The organism is Acinetobacter sp. YH12058 (assembly GCF_013419805.1).
GTDB lineage: Bacteria > Pseudomonadota > Gammaproteobacteria > Pseudomonadales > Moraxellaceae > Acinetobacter > Acinetobacter towneri.
In genome coordinates this window covers 108537-132092 of sequence record NZ_VOZL01000004.1, presented here as the reverse complement: position 1 = coordinate 132092, position 23556 = coordinate 108537, and the positions used below count along the sequence as shown (strand labels likewise).

Genomic DNA, 23556 nt, shown 5'->3' with positions numbered 1-23556 from the left:
AAAACCCCTGTTTTTATATTTAAGTGTATGAAATATATAGGATTTGGGAAATGGGTTTTTGGCAGCGTACAATGCTTTCGACGGGTGGAAACAATCATCCCATAAGATGTTGAGAACAATAGAGTAAGGGCGAATACCAGATGAATAACAACTACCGCAAACCACTGCAAGGCACTCAGCTCGATTTTTATGACGTGCGACAAGCCGTTGAAGATATCCAGCCAGGCGCTTATGCCAAACTTCCTTATACCTCAAAAGTACTTGCAGAACAGTTAGTGCGCCGTTGTGATCCTGCAATTTTAGAACAATCTTTAAAACAATTGATTGAGCGTAAACAAGAGCATGATTTTCCGTGGTATCCAGCGCGTGTGGTATGTCACGACATCTTGGGGCAAACTGCGCTCGTTGACTTAGCAGGTTTACGTGATGCAATTGCCGATCAAGGTGGCGATCCTTCTAAAGTGAATCCTGTCGTACCTACCCAGTTAATTGTCGATCACTCTTTAGCTGTGGAATATGGCGGTTTTGACCCAGATGCTTTCCGTAAAAACCGTGAAGTGGAAGATCGTCGTAATGAAGACCGTTTCCACTTTATTGAATGGACGAAAACTGCATTTGAAAATGTTGATGTGATTCCTGCAGGCAACGGCATCATGCACCAGATTAATCTGGAAAAAATGTCACCAGTCATTCAAAACCGTGAAGGCATTGCATTCCCAGATACTTGTGTGGGTACAGACTCACACACACCACATACCGATGCTTTGGGTGTCATTTCTGTAGGTGTAGGCGGTCTTGAAGCTGAAAACGTGATGTTGGGTCGTGCTTCTTGGATGCGTCTGCCAGACATTATTGGTGTGGAGTTGGTCGGTCAGCGTCAGGCTGGTATTACGGCAACGGACATCGTATTGGCTTTAACCGAGTTTTTGCGTAAAGAACGTGTGGTCGGTGCATATTTAGAATTCTTTGGTGAAGGTGCAGATAGCATGTCGGTGGGGGATCGTGCCACGATTTCCAACATGACACCTGAATATGGTGCAACTGCCGCTATGTTCTACATCGATCAAAACACCATCGACTATTTAACCTTAACAGGTCGTGAAGCAGATCAGGTCAAACTGGTTGAAACTTATGCTAAAGAAATTGGTCTTTGGGCATCTGAAATGACACAGGCAGAGTATCCACGTGTATTACGTTTTGACCTTTCAACAGTAACTCGTAACATTGCAGGCCCATCGAATCCGCATGCGCGTGTTTCAACTGCAGACTTAAAAGAAAAAGGCATTGCAGGTGTGGTTGAAAACCGTACTGATGGTTTAATGCCAGATGGTGCCATCATCATTGCTGCGATTACCTCTTGTACTAATACCTCAAACCCGCGTAATACTGTAGCAGCAGGTTTGTTGGCACGTAAAGCCAATGAGTTAGGTTTAGTGCGTAAGCCTTGGGTGAAATCATCATTTGCACCAGGTTCTAAAGCGGCTGCATTGTATTTGGAAGAAGCAGGCGTACTGAAAGACTTAGAAAAACTTGGTTTTGGTATTGTCGCTTATGCATGTACTACTTGTAACGGTATGTCTGGTGCATTAGACCCAGCGATTCAACAAGAAATTATTGACCGTGACTTGTATGCGACTGCGGTGCTGTCGGGTAACCGTAACTTTGATGGTCGTATCCATCCGTATGCGAAACAAGCATTTTTGGCATCGCCACCGTTGGTTGTGGCTTATGCGATTGCAGGAACGATTCGTTTTGACATCGAAAAAGATGCTTTGGGCACAGATCAAAATGGTAACCCGATTTATCTGAAAGATATTTGGCCATCTGATGCTGAAATTGATGCTTTGGTGAAAGAATCGGTTAAACCTGAACAATTCCGCCAAGTGTACATTCCAATGTTCGATTTGGGAGAGTCGGAAAAATCTGAAAGTCCACTCTACGACTGGCGTCCACAAAGTACTTATATCCGCCGTCCACCATATTGGGAAGGTGCATTGGCTGCGCCACGTACTTTAGCCAATATGCGTCCGTTGGCAATTTTGGGCGATAACATCACCACAGACCATTTATCTCCATCGAATGCGATTATTTTAGACTCGGCAGCAGGGGAATATTTGGCAAAAATGGGCTTGCCAGAAGAAGATTTCAACTCTTATGCAACGCATCGCGGTGATCATTTGACTGCACAGCGTGCAACTTTGGCGAATCCGAAATTGTTTAATGAAATGGTGGTACGTTCAGACGGCACAATTAAGCAAGGTTCTAAAGCGCGTGTTGAGCCTGAAGGCGAAGTAATGCGTATGTGGGAAGCGATTGAAACTTATATGAACCGTAAGCAGCCGTTAATTATTATTGCGGGTGCAGATTATGGTCAGGGTTCAAGCCGTGACTGGGCTGCAAAAGGCGTGCGTCTTGCGGGTGTGGAAGCGATTGTGGCTGAAGGTTTTGAGCGTATTCACCGTACCAACTTGGTGGGTATGGGCGTATTGCCACTTGAGTTTAAAGTGGGTGTTAACCGTAAAACTTTAGGTTTGGATGGTACGGAACTTTATAGCGTGATTGGTAATATTGCGCCAGGTTCAACTTTGACTTTGGTGATTGAGCGTTCAACGGATGATGGTAAAAACCAAACGATTGAAGTGCCAGTAACTTGTCGTTTAGATACCGAAGAAGAAGTATCTGTGTATGAAGCGGGCGGTGTATTGCAACGCTTTGCGCAGGACTTCTTGGAAGGGAATGTGGCTTGATGATGTTTTAAGAATCTTCTTTAATTTTTATTCTTTAAAGAAGTGTTAGAGAATGATTATTGTTGAGAAAAGACCTCATGATTAAGTGAGGTCTTTTTTTCTGGAAGATGAATATATTGTGAATTAAACAGCAAATTCTTTGTAAACCTAACTTAATTTTCTAAAAAGTATCATTCATTCAAAAAATCAGCAGTTATCAAAAACAATAAAATTTAAAAATGGAAGTTTCGTTGGTTGAAAAACATTCAATAAATACCTATCATAAGGTATGTATTAAAAACGATGGAGTAGCCCAATGACTACCGCAAAAGTTTTTATGACAGGACGAAGTCAAGCCATTCGATTGCCTAAAGAATTTCGCTTTGAAGGCAAAGAAGTTGAAATCTTTCGTCGTGGTGATGAAGTGATTCTTCGTGAAAAACCAGTCACGGTAGATCGGTTATTTAAAGCGTTATCCCAAATGCCAAATGACTTTTATGCAGATGAAAGAGAAGATCTGCCGCCTCAAGAACGGGAAATGTTCTAATGCAAGTACAATATTTATTAGATACAAATATTTGTATTTACATTATTAAATACCAACCTGAAATTGTGCGTCAGTATTTTGAAAAACATCTTCCGCATCGAAATATATTAATTTCTGTCATTACGTTGGGAGAATTACGTTTTGGTGCAGAAAAAAGTCAACATAAAGAAAAGGCTTTAAAAGTCATAGATGAATTAACATCAATGATTCAAGTGGTTGAATTGGATGAAAATGTTGCACACCATTATGCAGAAATACGCCAGAACTTTGCATCTAAGGGGCAGATCATTGGCGCAAATGACTTATGGTTAGCAGCACATGCACGTGCAAATCATTGGGTCATGGTCACCAATAACGAAAAAGAATTTACTCGTGTCGATGGATTAAAAGTCGAAAACTGGGTATCTAATCCTTTGTAATTGAGTTAGATTTTTTATAAAAATCATCCTTCGCCCAACTGCCCTCATCACCCGTCAAAATGGACAATAGACAATCATCACAGAATAGATATACTGGATTGACCATTTCTAAACCACACGGAGAACAAAGATGGTAACTGCAGGTGATAAACCAGGAACAGGCTTCTATTTTTGTGTCCAATGCGGGCATCGCGTTTACTTAGAAATTGGTACAGACCGTCTACCACCGTGTACCAAATGCCATGGCACCGAATATAACAACAAGGTTGCCTAAGCTACACGACTTAAAACAGCTGATCCTGTTTTTAATCTAAAGCCCTATCACCCGATGGGGCTTTTTGCTATTTTACCTAAAGAAAACCCAAGGCAATGAGGTACAACATGGAAACAATACTCGGTTTATGTGTCGGCATTGGGCTAAGTGCTGCCAGTGGTTTTCGGGTTTTCGTACCTATATTGGTTATGAGTGTTGCCGCGCTCATGGGTTGGTTTGAACCCTTAAAAGGTTTTGAATGGTTGGCGATGCCTGCTGTTTGTCTGGCTTTGACCGTGGCAACAATCAGTGAAATTGCTGCGTATTATGTACCGTGGGTTGATAACTTACTCGATACCGTTGCAACGCCTGCCGCCATGATTGCAGGTACACTCACCACAATGGCTGTAAGCAGTGGCGAAATGTCGCAATTTGCCAGTTGGGCTTCTGCCATTATTGTCGGTGGTGGAACAGCAGGTGTGGTGCAAATGAGTACAGTTGCGGCACGTGGTGTATCAACCGCAACCACAGGTGGTGTTGCTAATCCTGTGATTTCTACAGGAGAGTGGATTGGGGCTGCCGTACTTTCAGTGTTGTCCTTCATTGTGCCTGTATTGGTGGTTTTTGTGGTGCTCCTGACTTTAATTTGGGCAATTCGCTGGATTCGAGGAAAAAAGAAAGTTGTTGAATCCTCCACATAGGTTTGTGGTCAGTTTGAAAATATTTTAAAAATAAGTGTGGTAATAAATTTAATATTTGAGCTTTATTTGATGATTTAAGTGCATAAAAAATGTCTATTTGGAAAATTTTTTAAAATATGACTTAAAAAGTGATAAAAATTTTAAAAATTAATCAAAATAAAATCATTACGGGGAAACAATCCCATCCTCAAATCACTACTATATATCTCAAGGGTGTGATGGGGATCGAAAAGAGTAGATTGCTACCAGTTGCGTACAACGTGCGTGTAGTACTTACCCAAAAGGTCTCGATTCGGCTTAGGACGCTATAAACCAGAAGTTTATAGGCTATAAGATCATGGCTTATCCAGCATGATAGTTGAAGTAAACCACAGTTGTTTTCCCTAACACCCTAAAGAATATTGTTAAAAATATAAAAAACAAAACAAGATCAAGACAATAAAATCCAGACAAAATAAAAGCTTAAATGAATTTTAAACCATCTTTCTGCTACAAAACTCCCATCAAATTTTTCATTCAAATCTGTTAATTTGCAATAATCATCTACATCTAATTAGGTGTGATATGAGTGTTGATTACGATTTTTGGTGTCGTTTATTACTGACCTGCGCACTGATTAACTATGCCATTTTAATGCTGTGGTTTGTGGTGGTGATTTTCGCGCATGACTGGCTGCGACAGTTACATGGCAGATGGTTCAAATTGTCAGATGCAAGTTTTGATGCCATTCATTATGGCGGTATGGCAGTCTATAAAATTGGGGTATTGCTATTGAATATTGCGCCACTCATTGCGCTGTATATGATGCGACCTTAATTTAAAACTCTATAAACAAGCATCGAAAAGCATAGAAACAACCGCTTTAGACAGTACATTAAAAACACACGGTCATTGAAATAGAGGCGAAAAGCCCGCAATTTGAGGAGTTGGCAAACATGAATCAATTTAAACCTGCATTGATTTTAGGCGGTCTAATTTGTTTGGGAATGGTGCTCGCAGGTTGGATATTGGGCAATAGCGCACTCAAAATTAAACAATATGAGCGTGTGGTTTCAGTCAAAGGTTTGTCTGAACGTGAAGTAAAAGCCAATGTCGCGGTGTGGCCAATTCGTTTTAGTACCGCCAGTCAAGACTTGGCCGCGCTGTACGACACCATGCAAAGCCAAACATCCCAGATTCAAAACTTTTTAAAAAATGAAGGTTTTAGTCCTGAAGAAATCACCATTGCTGCTCCTGTAATTACCGATAAATACGCCCAGCAATATGGTGGCGATGGCAATGTTGCTTTGCGTTATACCGCACATCAAACCATTACGGTCTATACCAAAAATATTGATAAAGTGCGCAGCGCACAAAGCCGTTTGGTCGATTTAGGCAAAAATGGAATTGCCTTTGGTGGTGAAGATTACGGGCAACGTACCGAATATTTATATACACAACTAAATGACATTAAACCTGCCATGATTGAGCAAGCCACACAAAATGCCCGCAGTGTTGCAGAAAAATTTGCCGCAGATTCTGACAGTCGTCTAGGTAAAATTAAATCAGCCAATCAGGGTGTATTTAGTATTGAAGATCGTGACAGCAACACGCCATATTTGAAAAAAGTACGTGTGGTGTCTACGGTGGAATACTATTTAGCAGACTAAGTTTCGCAGACTAAGTTTGACAGATTAAGCTTGGCAGACTCAGCCAATTTAAAATCTAAATCTTTACACTAAAAAGTACATCGCCCGACTGAATTGACAGTTCGGGCTGTGCTTGATATTTTGCCCGCACCGCTTTGTATGCTGTATGTTCATGGCTTTAAACGACAACTTTATTTATGCACCTCCACAAGATCCCTTAGTAATTGTCTATGAAGATGACGATTTATTGGTGATTGATAAGCCCGCAGGTTTATTGTCGGTGCCTGGGCGTTTGCCCGAACATCAGGACAGCGCATATTTAAGAGTACTCGCAGATTATCCTCAGGCAAAAATTGCCCATCGTTTAGATATGGCGACCTCAGGCATTCTCATGTTCGCCAAGCATCGTGATGCAGAAGTCGCATTGAGTAAAATGTTTCAGGCGCGAACAGTAGAAAAAAACTACATTGCTTTAATTCAAGGCAAACTTGAAGGTGAGGGCAGTGTCGATGTGCCTTTAATTACCGATTGGGAAAACCGTCCACGCCAAATTGTGCATTTCGATTTAGGCAAGCCTGCGCAAACGCTGTATCAGGCTTTGGAATATTGTGCGGTTGAAGATATTACCCGTGTATTGCTCACCCCGATTACAGGGCGCTCACATCAGTTACGAGTACACATGCAATATATTGGACATCCCATTACAGGCGATAAGTTATATCATCCTGAACCGAAAAAAAGCACTTTAGGTCGGATGGCGCTGCATGCTAGTTATTTGGCTTTTACGCAACCGTTAAGCCAAATTCCTGTTGCAATTCGGGCACAGCTTCCTTTTTAGAGATTTTTGGATTCAATTTTTCTAACAGGCGCATATTTTTCAATTTTTTTGTGAAAATACTCAAAAATTGGGATAGTCTTCGTGCCGCTAACTCGCTAACGTATCCTTAGAGCTGTCGTTATTCATTTGCCTTGGCATAAATAAAGGATGTGAATAACTCGCTGTTTTAAAACTTTGTGTTTTTGAGTGTGGTGGGCTGTCAAAGCGGGTTAGAAAGCGTCTTTAAAAACTGAAGATGGTTTTTCAAAATATGGCAGACCAATGCGGGTGGGAGAAGTTATATGCTGTATATATTGGGTGCAATCATTATTGTTTTGGTGGTGATTATTTTTTGGCAATCTCAGCGCCGCCGTGAGTTGTCTGCCAGCATTCAATCTTTACAAAGCAATTTAGACCGCACTCGCTCCAATTTGGCGTCCGATGAGTTAGAAAGTAATGAATTAGAGCATCAGCTCACCATGCTACGCATCGAAATAGGCAGTTTAAAAGGTCGTTTAGAAACCTTGCAGCACTATCAACATATTTTAGACGTTGAGCAATATGTATTAGAACGTCGTCAACAAGTAGAAATGTTTGTAGAAATGATTAAATCCGAAGCGGAAAATACGCGGGAGCAGTGCAAGCAACAAGTTGAAAAAGTCCGAAATTTTTTAGCCGAGCATGAGCAAAAAACCAAAGCCAAAACGCTTAAAACAGCACAAGATCAATTGGGTGCTTTTTATAACTTGGTTGAAGAACGTCAGCAACTCGAACAGATTATGACCGCGCTGTATCATAAAATTGAACATCATACGCCTGCTTTTCAGTTGCCTGCACAGCAGCTATTGGATGATCTGATTGAAGGTTATGGCTATAGTGATGCAGCACAACACCTGCAGCAAGTACGACACAAGATTCAAGATGCGGTTAAAAATCAAGAAGTTGCGCATTGTGCTTTTGTCGATGAGCAACGCCGTCTAGCGGCAGTGACTTTGCTGGCTCAAGCATTTAATAGTAAAGCAGATTTATATTTGGCGCAGCTGACTGAACATAATCTGGCTGAATCGCTTCAAGCTTTGCAGGATGATTTTACTTTGCTGAATCATTATGCGGCTGCATTTGGACACGCAAAAATTCTAGACTCTTACTTAACACTTCGACAAGAAGAATTAAAGTTTGCTGCTTTACTGTTGGCATTTAAACAGGAAAGCATCTTGTCAGATGCCACAAATTAAACTGGCTGCAAATGCTTAAAGCAATTGTAGTGTCATGTAAAAGCAAGCTTCTGGGTAATTCAGACTAAAGTCAGTGTAAAACGAGATGAAAATTGAGTCCTTCGGGCAAATTTGTGCTATGTTGAATTCACTATTTTGTCACTTGCCAGATATATATTGGCTAAAAAGATAACAAGGATATTCGCATGACACGTGACTATGAACAATTCCCTGATGATGATAATGGCAATGTACTTTGGCAAATGCATGAAGATGGGGATGACCTGACAGAGCCACATGAGATTGAGTACTCCATCGCTTTTACCACACAAGAACAAGCTGAAAAATGTGCTTTGTATTTGTTGGCCGAAGAACAAAAAATTTCATTATTCCAAGATGAAGAATCTGACGCAGTTGAATGGATCATTACCATTTATGTTTACATGGAACCAGAGTATTCAGACATTATCGATTTAGAGCAATGGTTCAGCAAAATTGCTGAAGAACATGGCGGTGAATACGATGGCTGGGGCTGTATGGCTTACGTCTACGATGATGAAGACGAAGACGATTACGAAGATTAAATCGGGTATCTGAAAAGCATGTGTTGATCACATGCTTTTTTATTTGTGATACATAATCTGCTGCCTAAAACTTTGGCGCTGATGACGTCATCATAAAAGATGCAGAGGTGCAAATATGGATATTGCAATGAAACGCGCTTATCTTGAAGCGACTCAGGCAGATGGAACACGGGTGCTGGTTGATCGCTTATGGCCGCGTGGTGTGAGTAAAGAACGCGCTCGTATTGACTTATGGCCCAAAGAAATTACGCCTTCGACTGGGCTGCGTAAATGGTATCATCAAAACCCTGAACAACATTGGGATGAGTTTCAGCAGCGTTATATAGCTGAATTAGCAGAGCAAGAAGAGGCTTTACAGGCGTTGTGTGAACTGGCACAGCAGCAAAAAATCACTCTGGTCACAGCAGCTAAAGATGAGCAGCACAATCATGTAGTGGTATTAAAACGCGTGATACTGCAACGCTTAGCACAGTCCAATTAAAGAGTTTTATTTGATTATCCTTGTGCTTTATAAGGATTTTAAGTTTATGAAAATTCAGTAAAAAATGCTATAATATAGTTTTTGAGGTTTTTTATGTCTTTGCCAAATTGCCCAAAATGCCAATCAGAATACACTTACCAAGATGGCGACCTACTGATTTGTCCTGAATGCTCACATGAGTGGAAAGAAGGGGAACAGCTAGAAGAAACTGCTGCTGTGATTAAAGATGCAAACGGCAACGTGTTGGCAGATGGCGACACGGTGACTGTGATTAAAGACCTGAAGATTAAAGGTTCTTCGGCTGCTGTAAAAGTGGGAACGAAAGTGAAAAATATTCGCTTAATTCCAGATGCAGCAGATGGTCATGACATTGATTGTAAGATTGATGGCATGGGGGCTATGAAATTAAAATCTGAATATGTGAAAAAAGCTTAAGTTTAAGCAGATTTCAACAGCGCAGGCGACTTGAGTTGCCTGCGCTTTTTTATGGAGTTTATAAAAGTATTTTAGTATTCAAATTGAGCAACAATAACTTTAAGAGTGTACAAAATTAATACTGTTTTCTTGTGCCTAAGTCCTTTATATTTTAAGTGAAAAGAATAATTTTTAGGCAGTTTAAAGCCTAGCATCATTCAACAACACACTTCACCACTCACAAGAAAACTGGGGGCAAGTATGTCAGGATGGTTTGAGATTTCACAAGCAAGCAATGGTCAGTACCGCTTTGTACTTAAAGCTGGGAATGGCGAAATTATCTTAACCAGTGAACAGTATAAGGCGAAAGCATCGGCAAAAAATGGCATCGCTTCGGTACAAAAGAACAGTCAGGATGATGGGCGTTATGATCGACTGACATCTAAGAATGATAAGCCGTATTTTAATTTAAAAGCTGCCAACCATCAGATTATTGGTACGAGTCAGCTCTATACTTCTGAACAATCACGTGACAAAGGAATTGAGTCAGTGAAAACCAATGGCGCAAGAACCACGGTCAAGGATTTAACACAGGAATCGTAATTTTTTACATTAAATCTTGATGTTCAATTGCATTAGAAAAGCATGCTCTGGCGTGCTTTTTTATTGAGCTGAGTAGGCAAGGTGCTAAATTTAGCTTTGATTGAGCCGTTGAATTATAGATGACCATTTCAGGAGTTGCGAAGATTATGAATTTCAGATGCAATCTAAAAATATTGCTGGCGATCAGTGGTTTATTCGGTAGTGTTGGTATTTTTGCAGCACCGATCACTGCTGAAAAAACGATTGCTTCAAGCCAGTCGACTGCTTTGCAAGGACTGTATTTTCAGCATCAAGATTGGGAGTTGGCCTGTGATAATACAGGAACCTGCCGTGCCGCAGGCTACCAAAGCGATGATGATTTTGAACAACCGATCAGTATGTTATTGACCCGTCAAGCAGGTGCAAAGAGTGCTGTACAAGGGCAATTGCAAATTCAAGAAGATATTGCTCAAGCCACTTTATTTTTAAATGAACGCGCTTTGCAGCAATTAAACTTTCATGAAAGTATCGCCAATTTATCTGCTGCCAGTGTGCAAAAGCTGTTGGCACAGGCGCGTCAGCATGTCGTGATCGAGTTGAAACATGGTCAACAACGCTGGAAATTGTCTGATGCAGGCATGAGTGCAGTGTTGCTAAAAATGGATGAATTTCAAAAACGTGTGGGTACAGACTCCGCAATATTGGCAAAAGGCAATCAAGCATCCACGCAGGTCTTAAAAGCGCAAGCGATGCCTAAAATTAACATTCTCATGCAGCCTCAACACCGAACCGCCAAAGCACAGGTGCTTACCGCGGCCAGTGCAGAAAAGTTATATCCAATTTTACAAAAAACCGTAGATCGTGAAGATTGTTATATGCTGTTTGAACCTGAACAAGCAGAACAGCAGATTCATACTTATCTCTTAAATCAAGATAGCGTGTTGGTTGAGGCAAGCTGTTGGCGAGGGGCTTATAATTGGGGTGTGGCTTATTGGGTTATGGATAAAAAACTGCAAAAGATACAGCAATTTGTAACTGATTCTGCTTCAGAATTTAGCAATGGACAGATTTTTGCCTATCAAAAAGGGCGTGGAATTGGCGATTGTTTCAGTCAAATTGAGTGGGCGTGGAATGGTCAGCAGTTTGTCAAAAGCTATCAATTCGATGCAAGACAATGCAAAGGTTTTGCAGGCAGTGCATGGGAAATGCCAAGCTTTGTCAGCAAGGTTGAATAGCCGATATTCACTAGGGGCTTTTGACATTTCATAAATGGCTTGCGCTGTAGGCTAAAACTGAGCAGATCAGGCATGAAACGCAAGTAATAGCGAGACTATTGCTAAGTTTCATAACACAATCTGAGAAAGTTTTAGCCACAGCCTTTCAGGGCGAGCATATTTTTTGCTGCTATTGCGTTATGTGCCAGTCATTTAGAATGACTAAATTTCCTGTCCCATGCCTTATATCAGCTAAAAAATATGCATCGCCGCAAACATAGACGAATTGTCAGCAGACCCTAATAAAAGCTGAAATTTTTTAGATGAAGCTTGAGTTTGATGGATTCAATGTTTAAGTCGTGTGCGCGACTAATTTTTCAATGATTTCATCCAGCTTTTTCAGACGCTTGATTTCATCCCACAAAGCTTTGGCTTCGGGATAATGTTTCGACATCATGCCGAGCCATTGTTTATAACGTCCCAGCATCCCAATTTCTGTTTTGGCAGGGCCGTGAATAAAGCGAATTTGTAGTTGCAGCAAATCTTGCCAACTCAGCAAAGGCAGGTCTGAATTTTGACGAATACATTGGGTCAAGTCTGGGGTGGTGACCGCACCACGACCAATCATCAAATCTTCACAGCCCGATTCTAACTGGCATTGTTTGGCATCGGCATTGTTCCAAATTTCACCATTGGCGATGACGTTAATCTTCAAGGCTTCACGAATAGGACGTAGCTGATCCCAAAATGCGGGAGGCGTATAGCCATCGGCTTTGGTACGTGCATGTACTGTAACCCATGCTGCGCCTGCATCTTCAATGGCGTGCGCATTTTCTAGCATGAAGTTCCGATCCATATAGCCTAGACGCATTTTGGCGGAAACTGGAATATGAGCAGGAACGGCATCGCGAACCGCTTTAACCAGTTCATATACTACTTCGGGTTCATCGAGTAAAACTGAACCGCCACGATGCCGATTGACTGTTTTGGCAGGGCAGCCAAAGTTCATATCAATTGCAGGTGCACCCATAGCCGCAACTTTGGCTGCATTGGCGGCTAACATTTCAGGATTATTCCCCAAAAACTGAACATGCACAGGCGTACCTGCCGCAGTTTTGCCATTGGTGAGTAGTTCTGGGCAATAGGTGTGGTAGATATGGTCTGGCAAAATGCTGTCTGTGACCCGAATAAACTCTGTTACACACCAGTCAAAACTGCCTACAGACGTGATTACATCACGCATGATGGGGTCGGTTAAGCCTTCCATGGGTGCAAGAATCAGTTTCACAAGATGCTGCCAGTTCAAACAAAAGTGGAGTTATACGTTTTTTTCTGTGGGTTGTCTAGGAAAAGGGTTTTGAATTGAAGTGGTTGTAGCTAAGGTTCTGGTATTTAAGCTGTTTTATTTGACACAGTGATCTGTATCTCAAGTTTTATCTAGTCCATGCAGTTGATGTGTATCCTAGACTAGATCTTTTAATTGAGTTCTTACATCGTTAGAAATCATTTAAATGATTGGCTTAATTTAAACAGCCCATTCCCCCTCGACTATGCTATTAAATAATTGATCATCCTACACTTTGAATGAGCAAAATAAAAACACCTTACTTACTCAAAATCATTTCCAACACAAATTTAGAACCAATAAAACCGAGCGCCAATAAAAAGAAGCCAATAATGGTAAAACGAATTGCTTTTTGTCCACGCCAACCAAACTTATAACGCCCAAGTAACAACGCCCCATAGACAAACCAAGAAATAATACTAAAGGCAGTTTTATGCGCTAAATGCTGTGCAAAGAAATGTTCTACCGTAAAGAAACCAAAGCCTAGTGCGACTGTGAGTAAGGCAAAACCTACAATCAACATATCAAACAGCAAAGATTCCATATCTTGCAAAGACGGCAGTAAATTTACCCAAACCCGACGCTTTTGTTTGTTTTTGAGTTCGCGGTTTTGAAACCACATGAGCACGGCATGAATGGTCGCCATCAACAATACGGCATAAGCAGACAGCGATAAAATAATATGAATATCTAAACCAATCGAGTTTTGGTTAATAAATAAATTATGTTGGCTGAATGAAAAACCTGCAATTAAACCCACTGCTGCTACAGGAATACCAATCAAATTTAGCGCAATTACAGGTCGGTAACTGCTGAACAGCAAGCTCAATAACAACATTAAACCCGCAGTAAATGACATTAGGTTAAACACGTTGTAGTTGACACCCATCGGCGTCCACATATCGTTATACAACACGGCAGCATGCAGCAATAAGCCCAAACTGAGCAGAGAACGAATAAACCAGTGATTTGGCGCACGTTTAGACATTAAATGTGAAAATAAATACCAAAAAGAACTGGTATAAGCGATTAATGCTAAAATCGTATAAACCAAGGGGAGACTGATCATGTCAAACCTTTTTCAGGATGATGAATATTCATTTATATAAATTCGATGCGAACTACAGTATCCTATAGCATCTTGTGCATAAATTTTCTATTTTAAAGAAACATTTTTTTGCTAATGGCTATTTTAAGCGGAATTTGCAATGTTTGATACCTTAACAGAACGACTCACGCAGAGTTTAAGAAATGTTACTGGCTCAGGGCAGCTAACCGAAGACAATATTAAAGATACGTTACGTGAAGTACGTATGGCACTTCTTGAAGCCGATGTGGCGTTACCTGTAACTCGTGAATTCATCGCGAAAGTTAAGGAAGAGGCATTGGGTCAGGAAGTGATGACTCAGTTATCCCCTGGTCAGGCGTTCGTCAAAATTGTCTATGACGAACTCACAAAAATGATGGGCGAGGCCAATGAAAGCCTTGACCTTGCTGCCAAGCCACCGGTTGTGGTGTTATTGGCAGGTTTGCAGGGTGCGGGTAAAACCACCACTGCAGCAAAATTGGCACGTTTCTTACAAGAACGTCAAAAGAAAAAAGTGGCGATGGTGTCTGCCGACGTTTACCGTCCTGCGGCAATTAAACAGCTACAAACGGTTGCAGGCGAAGTTGGCGCAATTTTCTTTGACTCAAATGCCAATGAAAACCCTGTCGATATTGCCAACCGTGCCATCGAACAGGCAAAAATTCAGTTTGCTGATGTGTTAATTGTCGATACTGCAGGTCGTTTGCACGTCGATGATGACATGATGGATGAAATCAAGGCATTACATTCAGCGATTAAACCGACTGAAACCTTGTTCGTGGTCGATGCCATGACGGGTCAGGATGCGGCAAATACAGCCAAAGCCTTTAATGATGCCTTGCCATTAACAGGTGTAATCCTTACTAAAACTGATGGTGATGCGCGCGGTGGTGCAGCACTTTCAGTTCGTGCGATTACGGGTAAACCAATTAAATTCTTGGGGATGGGTGAAAAACTCGATGCCCTAGAGCCATTCCACCCAGAACGTGTTGCACAACGTATTTTGGGCATGGGTGACGTGCTGTCTTTGGTCGAAGAAGTTGAACGTAAAATCGACAAAGAAAAAGCCGAAAAAATGGCGAAAAAACTGCAAAAAGGCGGCAGCTTCAACTTTGAGGATATGCTGATGCAGTTTGAACAAATGAATAAAATGGGCGGCATGATGGGCTTCTTAGACAAGTTGCCTGGCATGAGCAACTCAGGTATTCAAGATGCAATTGCGCAAGCCAATCCTGAAAAGCAAGTGAAAAAGATGGAAGCGATTATCCAGTCGATGACCATCAAAGAGCGTCGTAACCCAGACCTGATGAATCCAAGCCGTAAAAAACGTATTGCTGCGGGTTGTGGTATGGATGTGTCAGAAGTGAATAAGTTGATCAAGCAACATGCACAAATGGCAAAAATGATGAAAAAATTTGCCAATCCATCGGGCATGGCAAAAATGATGCGTTCACTGGGCGGTTTACAAAAGCAATTCAGTGGCGGCGGTATGGGCCCATTGTTTGGTGGCAACGACCCAACCAAGAAATAATTGTTAAAAACATCTTAGAATCAAAGTGTTAAAAAAGCAGGCGCATAAAAATGCGCCTGCTTTTTTGTTGTTCTTTATTCGTAGATGACAGCTACACCGAAAGATTTATCAGCGTAGATGGAGCAATGTTTGGTTTTTAGTGCACTTCATGGGTTGCATATTGAATATAACGCTGCAAACCTTTGAGCAATAAATCTTGCTCGACTTGCGGTTGATATTGCTGCAAGAATTTGGCAAACAGCGGTGCATCGCCACCCGTTAAAATCAGTTTACGTGGTGATTGTCGAATTACATGCTCAATGGTGCTGAGCAAGCCGAGTAAAATACCATGATGAACAGCATCAATGGTGCTGCGTCCTGGGGTGAGTTCATCAAATGCAGCATCGGGAATTTTAATGCCTTTGGTGTTTTGAATCAGTGCATCACGTTGCAAATATAAGTTCGGTAAAATATAGCCGCCTAAATGCGTCAGTCCATCCGCCAAATCAATAGTCAGCGCCGTACCACAACTAATGACACAATAATTTTCTTGTGGGTCATTTGCCACGGCAAGCACTTGCAGCCAGCGATCTATCCCCAGTTGTTGAATATCATATTCACAATGCAAACCTGCATAATCTGCATGCACTTTGGCATAAATTACAGGCACATTCAGGGTTTTTAAAATCAAGTGAATGCGTTGATTATTCTTCTGATCTTGTACCGATGACACGCCTACTTTATGCACATTCAGACTTTTAAAGTGTTGAATCAAACCCAGCAACAAATCGGCAGGAGATTGCAAATGCAATTCTGCTTCATGTTCGATGATGCGGTCTTGTTCTGTGACCCAATATTTCAGGCGGGTGTTACCAATATCTAGCCATAAATTTTTCATGAAGATGACTCGGCATGATCGATAGGGCGTAAACGTCCCTGATAAAAAACTTCAAGCCCTTGTGCCGTTTCAATTTGCACTGCGCCATCATCCTGAATGCCTAAAAAAGTACCCTGACAAGTACCTTTAAAATGTTCAAATTCAACTTGTTGTTGCATAAATGCGGCATGATGATTGAAGCGAGATGCCAAATTATAGCAATCGTGATTAAACCAGTCGCAGGCTTGTTGAATGGCAAGATAAAGCTCTGCGATCAGGCGCACACGATCAATAGATACCAAACCCAGTTCGGTTAAAGATGTGGTTTTTTGATCAATAACTGCTGAGCTGACAGGTGCAAGATTAAGCCCAACCCCAACAATGACTTGCTGTGCAGAAATTGGCTCAATTAAGATGCCGCCCCATTTGCCTTGCGGGCTGTATAAGTCATTTGGCCATTTTACTTGTAGATTCAGCGCCTGTAGACTCGGCATTTGCAAGATATTTAACGCAATTTCTAAAGCCAAACGCCCATTTACAGGTGTTCGTAAATTTAGCAATGTGCTTAAATAGATGTTCCCTTCGGGTGATACCCATTGCCGTTGACGTTGTCCTCGACCATGCGTTTGTCTGGTACTGCATACCAAGACACTCTGCACACCTTTTTGTGCAATTTCCCGTACATCATCATTGGTGGAAGTGGTAATCGGCTTCAGGATGAGTACTTCTGGAAGCTGTCCTGCTTCTGTGAGTTGTTGTTGCAGTTGTCGGGTTTCTACATCCATACGAATTTACAAATAGTGGAATATATTTATGGAGTTAATCATATATTTATTGATTGGTGCAATTGCTGGATTTGCAGCAGGGCTGTTTGGCGTGGGCGGCGGCTTAATTATTGTGCCAATTTTATATATTGTGTTCACTCAACTCAATTATGACCCATCGGTGTTAATGCACATGGCGGTGGGGACATCATTGGCAACCATTATTGTAACTTCGATCAGCTCAGTTACGGCACACCATAAAAAAGGTGCGGTGATGTGGCCTGTATTTCGTAATCTTGCGCCTGGTTTAATTGTGGGTGCATTTGTTGGTGCAGGTATTGCCGATTTCCTTTCGGGGCAAGGCTTACAATTATTAATTGGCGGTTTTGCACTGTGGGTGGCTTTTAAGATGTTTAGAGGCGCAAATATTGCGGTTGATCCTTCACATCATTTGCCTTCAACTGCAAAGCAAGTCATGGCGGGCGGTGGGATTGGCATTGCCTCTGCAATTTTTGGGATTGGCGGTGGCAGTTTAACAGTGCCGTACTTAAACCGTTACGGCGTGGTCATGCAAAAAGCGGTAGCAACCTCAGCCGCTTGTGGTTTGCCAATTGCGGTGGCGGGCGCATTAGGCTTTATGTGGTTTGGTAAGCAAGCCGAAGTTGCAGTACCCAATACCATTGGTTATATCCACATTTATGCATTTATAGGCATTAGTGTGATGAGCTTTATTACTGCCAAAGTTGGTGCGAAAGTGGCACATTTGTTATCGCCAGCGATGTTGAAAAAATGTTTTGCCTGCTTGTTGACCACCGTTGGCTGTTATTTTGTATATCAGGGTATGCGAGTATTTTTCTAAGTTGAGTCGCTATTTTCTTTGTTTTAAGCCATGTAAAATTGGCTCTAGCGCCATGAAATTGTCGGACAATGTCATGGCGTTGTGATCTGTTTCGCAGTAAAAAGAAAGATGCTTGTATCGGAGCTATGCTTGCAGTCGAAGGATGATCCTGAGATGTCTTAAATGAGAGTAGCTCCGAATTTTCATCACTGCATCTTATAAAAACAAGATAGGAACAGTATGCAACAACAAGAATCAGAAAGTTTATCGGAACAAATTGCCCGACACATCGCAGAACAGATTATTAGCGGTGATTTGGTTGAAGGTGAGCGTATTCAGGAATTGCGCATCGCCAAAGAACTGGACGTGAGTCGTGGTTCGGTACGTGAAGCGCTGTTGTTATTGCAACGTACTCATCTGATTGAAATTTTTCCACGTCGTGGTGCAATTGTGTCGGAAATGTCGGCACAGCAAGTCCGAGCTTTGTTTGACAGCAGCAGTTTGTTATTGGGTTATATTGTGCAGCGTATTGCGGACACGTGGCGAATGCATGAAGCCGAAGCCTTACAACAACTTTTGCTGCAACTGGCAGAGCAATGTCGCTTGGGCAATACTGAAAAGTTTTATGATTTAATTTTTCAATATCTGGCACGGCAGCCTGATATGGTGGGAAATTTATATTTAATGAAGTTCTATCAAGAGTTATTGCCATCGTTAAGACGCAGTTACTTTTTGACCTTAAATACTTCGCGTCGGGAGTTACAAGAATCTTTTGAATTATTTAAACTGGTGAGTGATGCAATTTTAAGCAGAAAATCACAACAAGCCACTTTATTTATGGAAGATTTTTGCCGACACTTGCGCAACTTGGTGTTGGAATCTCTGACCCGTATGAAACAGATCGAGCTTGCATGGGCAAGACGTTCACGCCGTTAATTGGGACATTATGCGTTTAAGCAGTTTAAAACTTTCTGGCTTCAAATCTTTTGCCGACAGTACGACCTTACATTTTAAAGCCAACCGTACCGCTGTGGTGGGGCCGAATGGTTGTGGTAAATCCAATGTGATTGACGCCATTCGTTGGGTGATGGGCGAATCTAGTGCGCGCCAGTTGCGTGGCGGCAGTATGCAGGATGTCATTTTCACGGGCACCGCCAAGCGTAAACCAGTGGGCGTGGCCAGTGTAGAACTGCGTTTTGATAATACCTACGGCAAATTAGGCGGTGCCTATAATGCCTATAATGAACTGTCAGTCCGTCGACAGGTCAACCGTGATGGCAAGTCAGAATATTTTTTAAATGGTACCAAATGCCGCCGTCGTGACATTACCGATATTTTCTTAGGCACAGGTCTAGGCCCACGTTCATATGCAATTATTGAACAGGGCATGATCAACCGTTTGGTCGATGCCAAACCTGAAGAAATGCGGGTGTTTATTGAAGAAGCCGCAGGTGTGTCACGTTATCAGGCGCGTCGTCGTGAAACCATGTTGCATTTGGATCACACCACACAAAACCTTGCGCGTTTGGAAGATATTGCAGCTGAACTCAAATCACAGCTGAAAACTTTAAAGCGTCAGTCCGAAACAGCCATTCAGTACAAAGCACTTGAGAGTGAAATTCGTACCATTAAAGTCGAAGTGCTGTCTTTTCAATGCGAACACAGTGCACGTTTACAGCAAGAATATACCTTGAGTATGAATGAACTTGGGGAAAGCTTTAAACTGGTACGCTCGGAGCTGACCACATTGGAACATGATTTAACTGCAACCAGTGAATTGTTTCAGCGTTTGATTCAGCAATCGACGCCGTTGCAGCAAGAATGGCAGCAGGCAGAAAAAAAACTGGCTGAATTGAAAATGACACTGGAACAAAAACAAAGTTTGTTTCAGCAAAATACTGCAACCTTATCGCAATTGGAACAACAAAAAGCACAAACCAAAGAGCGTTTGCAGTTGATTGAATTGCAGCTAGAGAGTTTGGTCGATCAGCAAGAAAACCAACAGGAAAATCTACAGCAGCAAGATCATTTGGCGCAGCAGCAGAGCCAGCAATTTCAGGATTTAAAAGCACAGCAACAAACCCAAGCTGCACAATATGCCCAAGTCAAAGCGCAAGTAGAACAGCAACAACAAAAGCATGTGCACATGCAGGCGCAAAGTGAGCAGTTAGCCAAAAATATCAGCCGTATTGAACAGCAAAAACAAACCCTGACACAGCAGTTTGCACAAATTCAGCCGCAAGATCAGCAAGAGGGAATGCAACAACTGCAAGACGAAAAGACCCGCTTGCAGGCTGAAATGCTAACACTAGAACAGAATATTCAAGACAGCACTCAGCAACTCGCCACGTTGCAGACCAACTATAATGAGCACAAAGCACAGTGTGCGACCTTAAAATCTGAGATTCAGATTTTGCAGTCAGAACAGAAAAACCTCAATCAATTGCTCATTAAGCAAAGTCCAAAAGCCCAAACCGATGTGGTGCAGTTGATGCAAGTATTACAACTTGCAGATGTGGCGAAACCACATGCCAATTTAATTGAAAAGTTCTTGGCTAAATGGTTATCTGCGCAGGTGGTAGAAGCAGATATTGAATTTCAGGACAGCTGCGCACGTCAGCTAAAAATTCATTTGGCTGTAGATTCAAAAACATCAAAAATACAGCTTTCGGGGTGTGAGTCGCTCAGTGACTGGATTGCTTCACCGCAAAGTAGCTTGTGGCAAAGTGTCGCAATTACAGAAAGTTTATCGCAGGCTTTGGCATTGCAAGTGCAATTACAAGCAGGGCAGTCTATCCTTAGTTTAGATGGTTATCATGTGGGAGCAGACTGGGTAATCGGGCTGTTTTATGATGAAGCGGCACAGGCAGGGCAAGGGGCATTAAGCCATCGGATTCGCTTGGATGAAATTGAACAGGCGTTGGCGTTGCAACTGCCACAATATGAGCAAGCAGAACAGCAACTGCCTGAATTGCAGCAACAGGTAAAACAGTTGCAGCAGCAATTGCAGCAACAACAGCAACAGCTCAAACAGCAACAGCAAGCCTTGCAAACGCTAGATGTGCAAATGGCGAAAGCCGAAAGTGCGGCACAGGCTTTTGCAGTACAGCAACAGCAATTACAGCATCAATTGGCACAATTAGATGAGCAGCTTGAAGAAGATGCCATGCAAAAAGATGATCTGGAAATTGATTTGCATGCTTTGGCTTTTAAACTTGAGCAAGCCTTACCGCAGTATAAAATCTTGCAATTTCAGGTCGAGCAGCTGAATGAGCAGCTGGATAGTTCACAGCAACAGTTTCAGCAGCAGCAACAAGAAGTGGATCTGTTACGTCGTCAAGCGGTACAAACTCAGCAGCAAATTGAACTGTTAGAAAAAGATGCCACTTTCTTAAAAGCACAATATCAACAAATTGTGGCGCAAATGGAACAAGCCAAAAAGTTTGTCGATCCTGTTCAGTTGGAATTGCCTGACTTGGAAACTCAGTTTTCAGAGCAGCAGCAGCAGACTAAAAAGCTGCAAAAAACTTGGCAGGAATGGCAAGTGGAATTGAACAGTGTGCAGTCCAAACAGCAGCAACTGACCGAGCAACGGCAGCAGCAACAGCAGCAAGATGAACAATTACGTGCCAAACTCGAAGAAAAGCGCTTGGCATGGCAATCGGCAAAGTCGGACTATCAGCATTATTCTGAACAGTTAAAAGATTTAAACAGCGAGATCATCACAGGTTTGCAGATTGATGTCGCTGCGCATCAACAAAAACTGGCGAAAGCGCAGCAACAGTTTGATAAATTGGGTGCGGTCAATTTGGCGGCTTCGGAAGAATATGAAGAAGTATCTGCCCGTTTTGCAGAATTAAGCCATCAAATTGAAGACTTGGAAAATACCGTTTCGCAGTTACAGGCGGCAATGAAAAGTATTGATCAGGAAACTCGTAAACTGTTTATGAATACTTTTGATCAGGTGAATACCGAATTGCAGGAGTTGTTTCCTAAAGTCTTTAATGGCGGTGAAGCGAGTCTGAGCTTGGAAGATGACTGGCAATCTGGGGTGAAATTGATGGCGCGTCCACCGGGTAAGCGCAACAGTTCTTTGGCCTTACTTTCAGGGGGTGAAAAAGCACTGACAGCTTTGGCTTTGGTTTTTGCAATCTTCCGTTTAAACCCAGCGCCATTTTGCGTACTCGATGAAGTTGATGCACCGTTAGATGATGCTAACGTGGGGCGCTTTTGTAATTTAGTAAAAGAACTTTCTGAACAAGTGCAATTCATTTACATTACACATAATAAACTTGCTATGACGATGGCAACCGACCTCTTAGGTGTTACCATGCCTGAACCGGGAACCTCAAAATTAGTAACCGTAAATTTAGAAGAAGCCGCAGAATACGGCCTAGTCGCGGAGGCATAATATGGAAATCACCACAATCGTTGGAATTGTCATCGCTATTGTGATCATGGCGTTTGGTTTGAAAATGATTCTAAAAAAACCTGTAGATTCAGCGCCATCCTTAGATTCGGAACTGCAATTTAATGCAGAAAGCCAAAAACCGATTATTCCACGCCATGTACGTGACCAATTGCAAAGCGACGCTACGCCACCGCGTGTGGAGCCGACTTTAACGGTAGATGAAGTTACGCAAGATGCGCCTGCCAAGTCTGAACCACAGGCTTTAACGGATGATGTCGTGGCTTCTTCAAGCACAGAAACTGACAAAGTTGAACCGAGTTTGCAGGCAAATACAGAAAATTCTGAGCTTGATCCATCCACAACGATATCGAAGTCTGAAGTTGCACAAGACACGCCAAGCCCGACAGCGACAACTTCAGAATATTCATTATCGGATGAAATTCAGCAAGTGATTGTAGAAACTGAACCGAATGCGCAGACTGTCGAGCAAAACAAAGCTTCGACTGAATACAGTCTGAATCAACACATTGAAACTGCCGAAATTTCAGAATTTAATGAAGAAAGCAGCATTTTAGATTCGCATTTGCATGAACAAAAAATCATGGATGAAGAAAGTGCCTTGGCAACCGCTGAATCTTTTATCGCGCTGAATGTCTTCCCTGAACGTCGCATACTTTCGGGCGATAAAGCCTTAAAAGTCTTGATGAAATATGGTTTACGTTTCGGTGAAATGTCATGTTTCCATCGCTATAACGAAGATGGCACTAAATTATTATTTTCAGTTTTACAAATTAATGATGAAGGCGCAGATGGTTTTGATTTAGAAACTTTATCGAGCGAACAAGTTAAAGGTTTAGCGTTCTTCCTCGCTTTGCCGCACAGCGATGTGCAAAATGCCTTTGATACCATGGTCAGCATTTCAGGACTGATTGCACGTGAAATTGATGGAACGGTCTATGACCAAAACCATTTAGAGTTTACTCCACAATTACGTGAACACTGGCGTCATCAGGCGATAGATTATCGTGCTGGTCAGGCAAGTCATGTCTAGAATTGCGATCTCGTACTGGGTATAAGCTACGTCAAGTGTTTGGCAAATGAACTGAGTGCAGTAGGATAAATTGCAACTTTGCAGCCGCATTTT

The 23556-nt window shown here is 42.1% G+C and carries 23 protein-coding genes; 19 read left to right on the top strand and 4 right to left on the bottom strand.

The annotated features are described in order from the left end of the window. Positions 1-140 precede the first annotated feature (140 nt). The 14 genes from acnD (at position 141) to FTU09_RS04410 (ending at position 11601) form a co-directional block, all read left to right on the top strand. The gene (acnD, locus tag FTU09_RS04475; protein ID WP_180079620.1) at positions 141-2747 is read left to right on the top strand and encodes a Fe/S-dependent 2-methylisocitrate dehydratase AcnD; all 2607 of its coding nucleotides are present in this window, start codon (positions 141-143) and stop codon (positions 2745-2747) included. Positions 2748-3042: 295 nt separating this feature from the next. Further along, the gene (locus tag FTU09_RS04470; protein ID WP_004972406.1) at positions 3043-3273 is read left to right on the top strand and encodes an antitoxin; all 231 of its coding nucleotides are present in this window, start codon (positions 3043-3045) and stop codon (positions 3271-3273) included. After that, positions 3273-3692 (top strand): type II toxin-antitoxin system VapC family toxin, encoded by a 420-nt coding sequence (locus FTU09_RS04465; protein ID WP_136144745.1) that lies wholly within the window; start codon positions 3273-3275, stop codon positions 3690-3692. Before FTU09_RS04470 ends, FTU09_RS04465 begins: the two co-directional genes overlap by 1 nt. A gap of 130 nt (positions 3693-3822) precedes the next feature. Beyond that, positions 3823-3966 (top strand): hypothetical protein, encoded by a 144-nt coding sequence (locus tag FTU09_RS04460; protein WP_096901556.1) that lies wholly within the window; start codon positions 3823-3825, stop codon positions 3964-3966. A gap of 107 nt (positions 3967-4073) precedes the next feature. Continuing rightward, positions 4074-4646: a DUF4126 domain-containing protein gene (locus tag FTU09_RS04455; protein WP_136144743.1), complete on the top strand. Its 573-nt coding sequence runs from the start codon at positions 4074-4076 to the stop codon at positions 4644-4646. Positions 4647-5210: 564 nt separating this feature from the next. Continuing rightward, entirely contained in the window at positions 5211-5462 is a 252-nt protein-coding gene (locus FTU09_RS04450; RefSeq protein ID WP_004972400.1) for a DUF6868 family protein, read from the top strand. A 119-nt stretch (positions 5463-5581) separates the two neighbouring features. Then, positions 5582-6295, top strand: coding sequence for an SIMPL domain-containing protein (locus tag FTU09_RS04445; protein ID WP_004972399.1), 714 nt, complete (start codon positions 5582-5584; stop codon positions 6293-6295). A gap of 151 nt (positions 6296-6446) precedes the next feature. Continuing rightward, entirely contained in the window at positions 6447-7112 is a 666-nt protein-coding gene (locus tag FTU09_RS04440) for an RluA family pseudouridine synthase (protein WP_104853295.1), read from the top strand. 281 nt (positions 7113-7393) lie between these two features. Continuing rightward, on the top strand, positions 7394-8326 hold the full coding sequence (locus FTU09_RS04435; protein WP_180079618.1) for a DUF5660 family protein: 933 nt from the start codon (positions 7394-7396) through the stop codon (positions 8324-8326). A gap of 185 nt (positions 8327-8511) precedes the next feature. Next, complete coding sequence (locus FTU09_RS04430; protein ID WP_096901552.1) at positions 8512-8889, top strand: ribonuclease E inhibitor RraB; 378 nt, start codon at positions 8512-8514, stop codon at positions 8887-8889. Between the two features lie 115 nt (positions 8890-9004). After that, the gene (locus FTU09_RS04425; RefSeq protein ID WP_180079616.1) at positions 9005-9370 is read left to right on the top strand and encodes a DUF488 domain-containing protein; all 366 of its coding nucleotides are present in this window, start codon (positions 9005-9007) and stop codon (positions 9368-9370) included. Positions 9371-9463: 93 nt separating this feature from the next. After that, complete coding sequence (locus FTU09_RS04420; RefSeq protein WP_004972388.1) at positions 9464-9805, top strand: zinc ribbon domain-containing protein YjdM; 342 nt, start codon at positions 9464-9466, stop codon at positions 9803-9805. Positions 9806-10045: 240 nt separating this feature from the next. Continuing rightward, positions 10046-10387, top strand: a complete 342-nt coding sequence (locus FTU09_RS04415) for a YegP family protein (RefSeq protein WP_180079614.1) — start codon at positions 10046-10048, stop codon at positions 10385-10387. Positions 10388-10533: 146 nt separating this feature from the next. Beyond that, positions 10534-11601 carry a DUF1176 domain-containing protein gene (locus tag FTU09_RS04410; protein WP_180079612.1) on the top strand — a complete coding sequence of 356 codons (1068 nt, stop codon included), beginning with the start codon at positions 10534-10536 and terminating at the stop codon, positions 11599-11601. Positions 11602-11932: 331 nt separating this feature from the next. Here the strand turns inward: FTU09_RS04410 and FTU09_RS04405 are convergent, their stop codons facing one another. Further along, positions 11933-12868, bottom strand: a complete 936-nt coding sequence (locus FTU09_RS04405) for a tRNA-dihydrouridine synthase (protein WP_026438289.1) — start codon at positions 12866-12868, stop codon at positions 11933-11935. A gap of 316 nt (positions 12869-13184) precedes the next feature. Then, a complete protein-coding gene (locus FTU09_RS04400; protein WP_180079611.1) occupies positions 13185-13994 on the bottom strand; it encodes an inner membrane protein YpjD in 810 nt (269 codons plus the stop codon). Between the two features lie 139 nt (positions 13995-14133). On the opposite strand from FTU09_RS04400, the gene ffh reads away from it, so the two are divergent. Continuing rightward, positions 14134-15543 carry a signal recognition particle protein gene (ffh, locus tag FTU09_RS04395; RefSeq protein ID WP_096902093.1) on the top strand — a complete coding sequence of 470 codons (1410 nt, stop codon included), beginning with the start codon at positions 14134-14136 and terminating at the stop codon, positions 15541-15543. A 136-nt stretch (positions 15544-15679) separates the two neighbouring features. On the opposite strand, the gene FTU09_RS04390 is transcribed toward ffh, so the two are convergent. Beyond that, on the bottom strand, positions 15680-16420 hold the full coding sequence (locus FTU09_RS04390; protein ID WP_004972372.1) for a type III pantothenate kinase: 741 nt from the start codon (positions 16418-16420) through the stop codon (positions 15680-15682). After that, positions 16417-17184 (bottom strand): biotin--[acetyl-CoA-carboxylase] ligase, encoded by a 768-nt coding sequence (locus FTU09_RS04385; protein WP_004972369.1) that lies wholly within the window; start codon positions 17182-17184, stop codon positions 16417-16419. Before FTU09_RS04385 ends, FTU09_RS04390 begins: the two co-directional genes overlap by 4 nt. A gap of 28 nt (positions 17185-17212) precedes the next feature. Here FTU09_RS04385 and FTU09_RS04380 point away from each other — a divergent pair, with 28 nt between their 5' ends. The 4 genes from FTU09_RS04380 (at position 17213) to FTU09_RS04365 (ending at position 23463) form a co-directional block, all read left to right on the top strand. After that, positions 17213-18022, top strand: coding sequence for a sulfite exporter TauE/SafE family protein (locus FTU09_RS04380; protein ID WP_004972366.1), 810 nt, complete (start codon positions 17213-17215; stop codon positions 18020-18022). 219 nt (positions 18023-18241) lie between these two features. Further along, a complete protein-coding gene (locus FTU09_RS04375) occupies positions 18242-18937 on the top strand; it encodes a GntR family transcriptional regulator (RefSeq protein WP_004972365.1) in 696 nt (231 codons plus the stop codon). A gap of 10 nt (positions 18938-18947) precedes the next feature. Next, positions 18948-22412 (top strand): chromosome segregation protein SMC, encoded by a 3465-nt coding sequence (gene smc, locus FTU09_RS04370; RefSeq protein WP_180079609.1) that lies wholly within the window; start codon positions 18948-18950, stop codon positions 22410-22412. Position 22413: 1 nt separating this feature from the next. Continuing rightward, positions 22414-23463, top strand: coding sequence for a cell division protein ZipA C-terminal FtsZ-binding domain-containing protein (locus FTU09_RS04365; protein ID WP_179988528.1), 1050 nt, complete (start codon positions 22414-22416; stop codon positions 23461-23463). Positions 23464-23556 lie beyond the last annotated feature (93 nt).

Coding starts and splice junctions, on each gene's coding strand:
- FTU09_RS04440 (WP_104853295.1), top strand. CDS start 6,447: ATGGCTTTAAACGACAACTTTATTTATGCACCTCCACAAGATCCCTTA.
- FTU09_RS04385 (WP_004972369.1), bottom strand. CDS start 17,184: ATGGATGTAGAAACCCGACAACTGCAACAACAACTCACAGAAGCAGGA.
- ffh (WP_096902093.1), top strand. CDS start 14,134: ATGTTTGATACCTTAACAGAACGACTCACGCAGAGTTTAAGAAATGTT.
- FTU09_RS04455 (WP_136144743.1), top strand. CDS start 4,074: ATGGAAACAATACTCGGTTTATGTGTCGGCATTGGGCTAAGTGCTGCC.
- FTU09_RS04445 (WP_004972399.1), top strand. CDS start 5,582: ATGAATCAATTTAAACCTGCATTGATTTTAGGCGGTCTAATTTGTTTG.
- FTU09_RS04420 (WP_004972388.1), top strand. CDS start 9,464: ATGTCTTTGCCAAATTGCCCAAAATGCCAATCAGAATACACTTACCAA.
- FTU09_RS04450 (WP_004972400.1), top strand. CDS start 5,211: ATGAGTGTTGATTACGATTTTTGGTGTCGTTTATTACTGACCTGCGCA.
- FTU09_RS04425 (WP_180079616.1), top strand. CDS start 9,005: ATGGATATTGCAATGAAACGCGCTTATCTTGAAGCGACTCAGGCAGAT.
- FTU09_RS04365 (WP_179988528.1), top strand. CDS start 22,414: ATGGAAATCACCACAATCGTTGGAATTGTCATCGCTATTGTGATCATG.
- acnD (WP_180079620.1), top strand. CDS start 141: ATGAATAACAACTACCGCAAACCACTGCAAGGCACTCAGCTCGATTTT.
- FTU09_RS04390 (WP_004972372.1), bottom strand. CDS start 16,420: ATGAAAAATTTATGGCTAGATATTGGTAACACCCGCCTGAAATATTGG.
- FTU09_RS04460 (WP_096901556.1), top strand. CDS start 3,823: ATGGTAACTGCAGGTGATAAACCAGGAACAGGCTTCTATTTTTGTGTC.
- FTU09_RS04410 (WP_180079612.1), top strand. CDS start 10,534: ATGAATTTCAGATGCAATCTAAAAATATTGCTGGCGATCAGTGGTTTA.
- FTU09_RS04430 (WP_096901552.1), top strand. CDS start 8,512: ATGACACGTGACTATGAACAATTCCCTGATGATGATAATGGCAATGTA.
- FTU09_RS04380 (WP_004972366.1), top strand. CDS start 17,213: ATGGAGTTAATCATATATTTATTGATTGGTGCAATTGCTGGATTTGCA.
- FTU09_RS04435 (WP_180079618.1), top strand. CDS start 7,394: ATGCTGTATATATTGGGTGCAATCATTATTGTTTTGGTGGTGATTATT.
- FTU09_RS04400 (WP_180079611.1), bottom strand. CDS start 13,994: ATGATCAGTCTCCCCTTGGTTTATACGATTTTAGCATTAATCGCTTAT.
- FTU09_RS04415 (WP_180079614.1), top strand. CDS start 10,046: ATGTCAGGATGGTTTGAGATTTCACAAGCAAGCAATGGTCAGTACCGC.
- FTU09_RS04465 (WP_136144745.1), top strand. CDS start 3,273: ATGCAAGTACAATATTTATTAGATACAAATATTTGTATTTACATTATT.
- smc (WP_180079609.1), top strand. CDS start 18,948: ATGCGTTTAAGCAGTTTAAAACTTTCTGGCTTCAAATCTTTTGCCGAC.
- FTU09_RS04375 (WP_004972365.1), top strand. CDS start 18,242: ATGCAACAACAAGAATCAGAAAGTTTATCGGAACAAATTGCCCGACAC.
- FTU09_RS04470 (WP_004972406.1), top strand. CDS start 3,043: ATGACTACCGCAAAAGTTTTTATGACAGGACGAAGTCAAGCCATTCGA.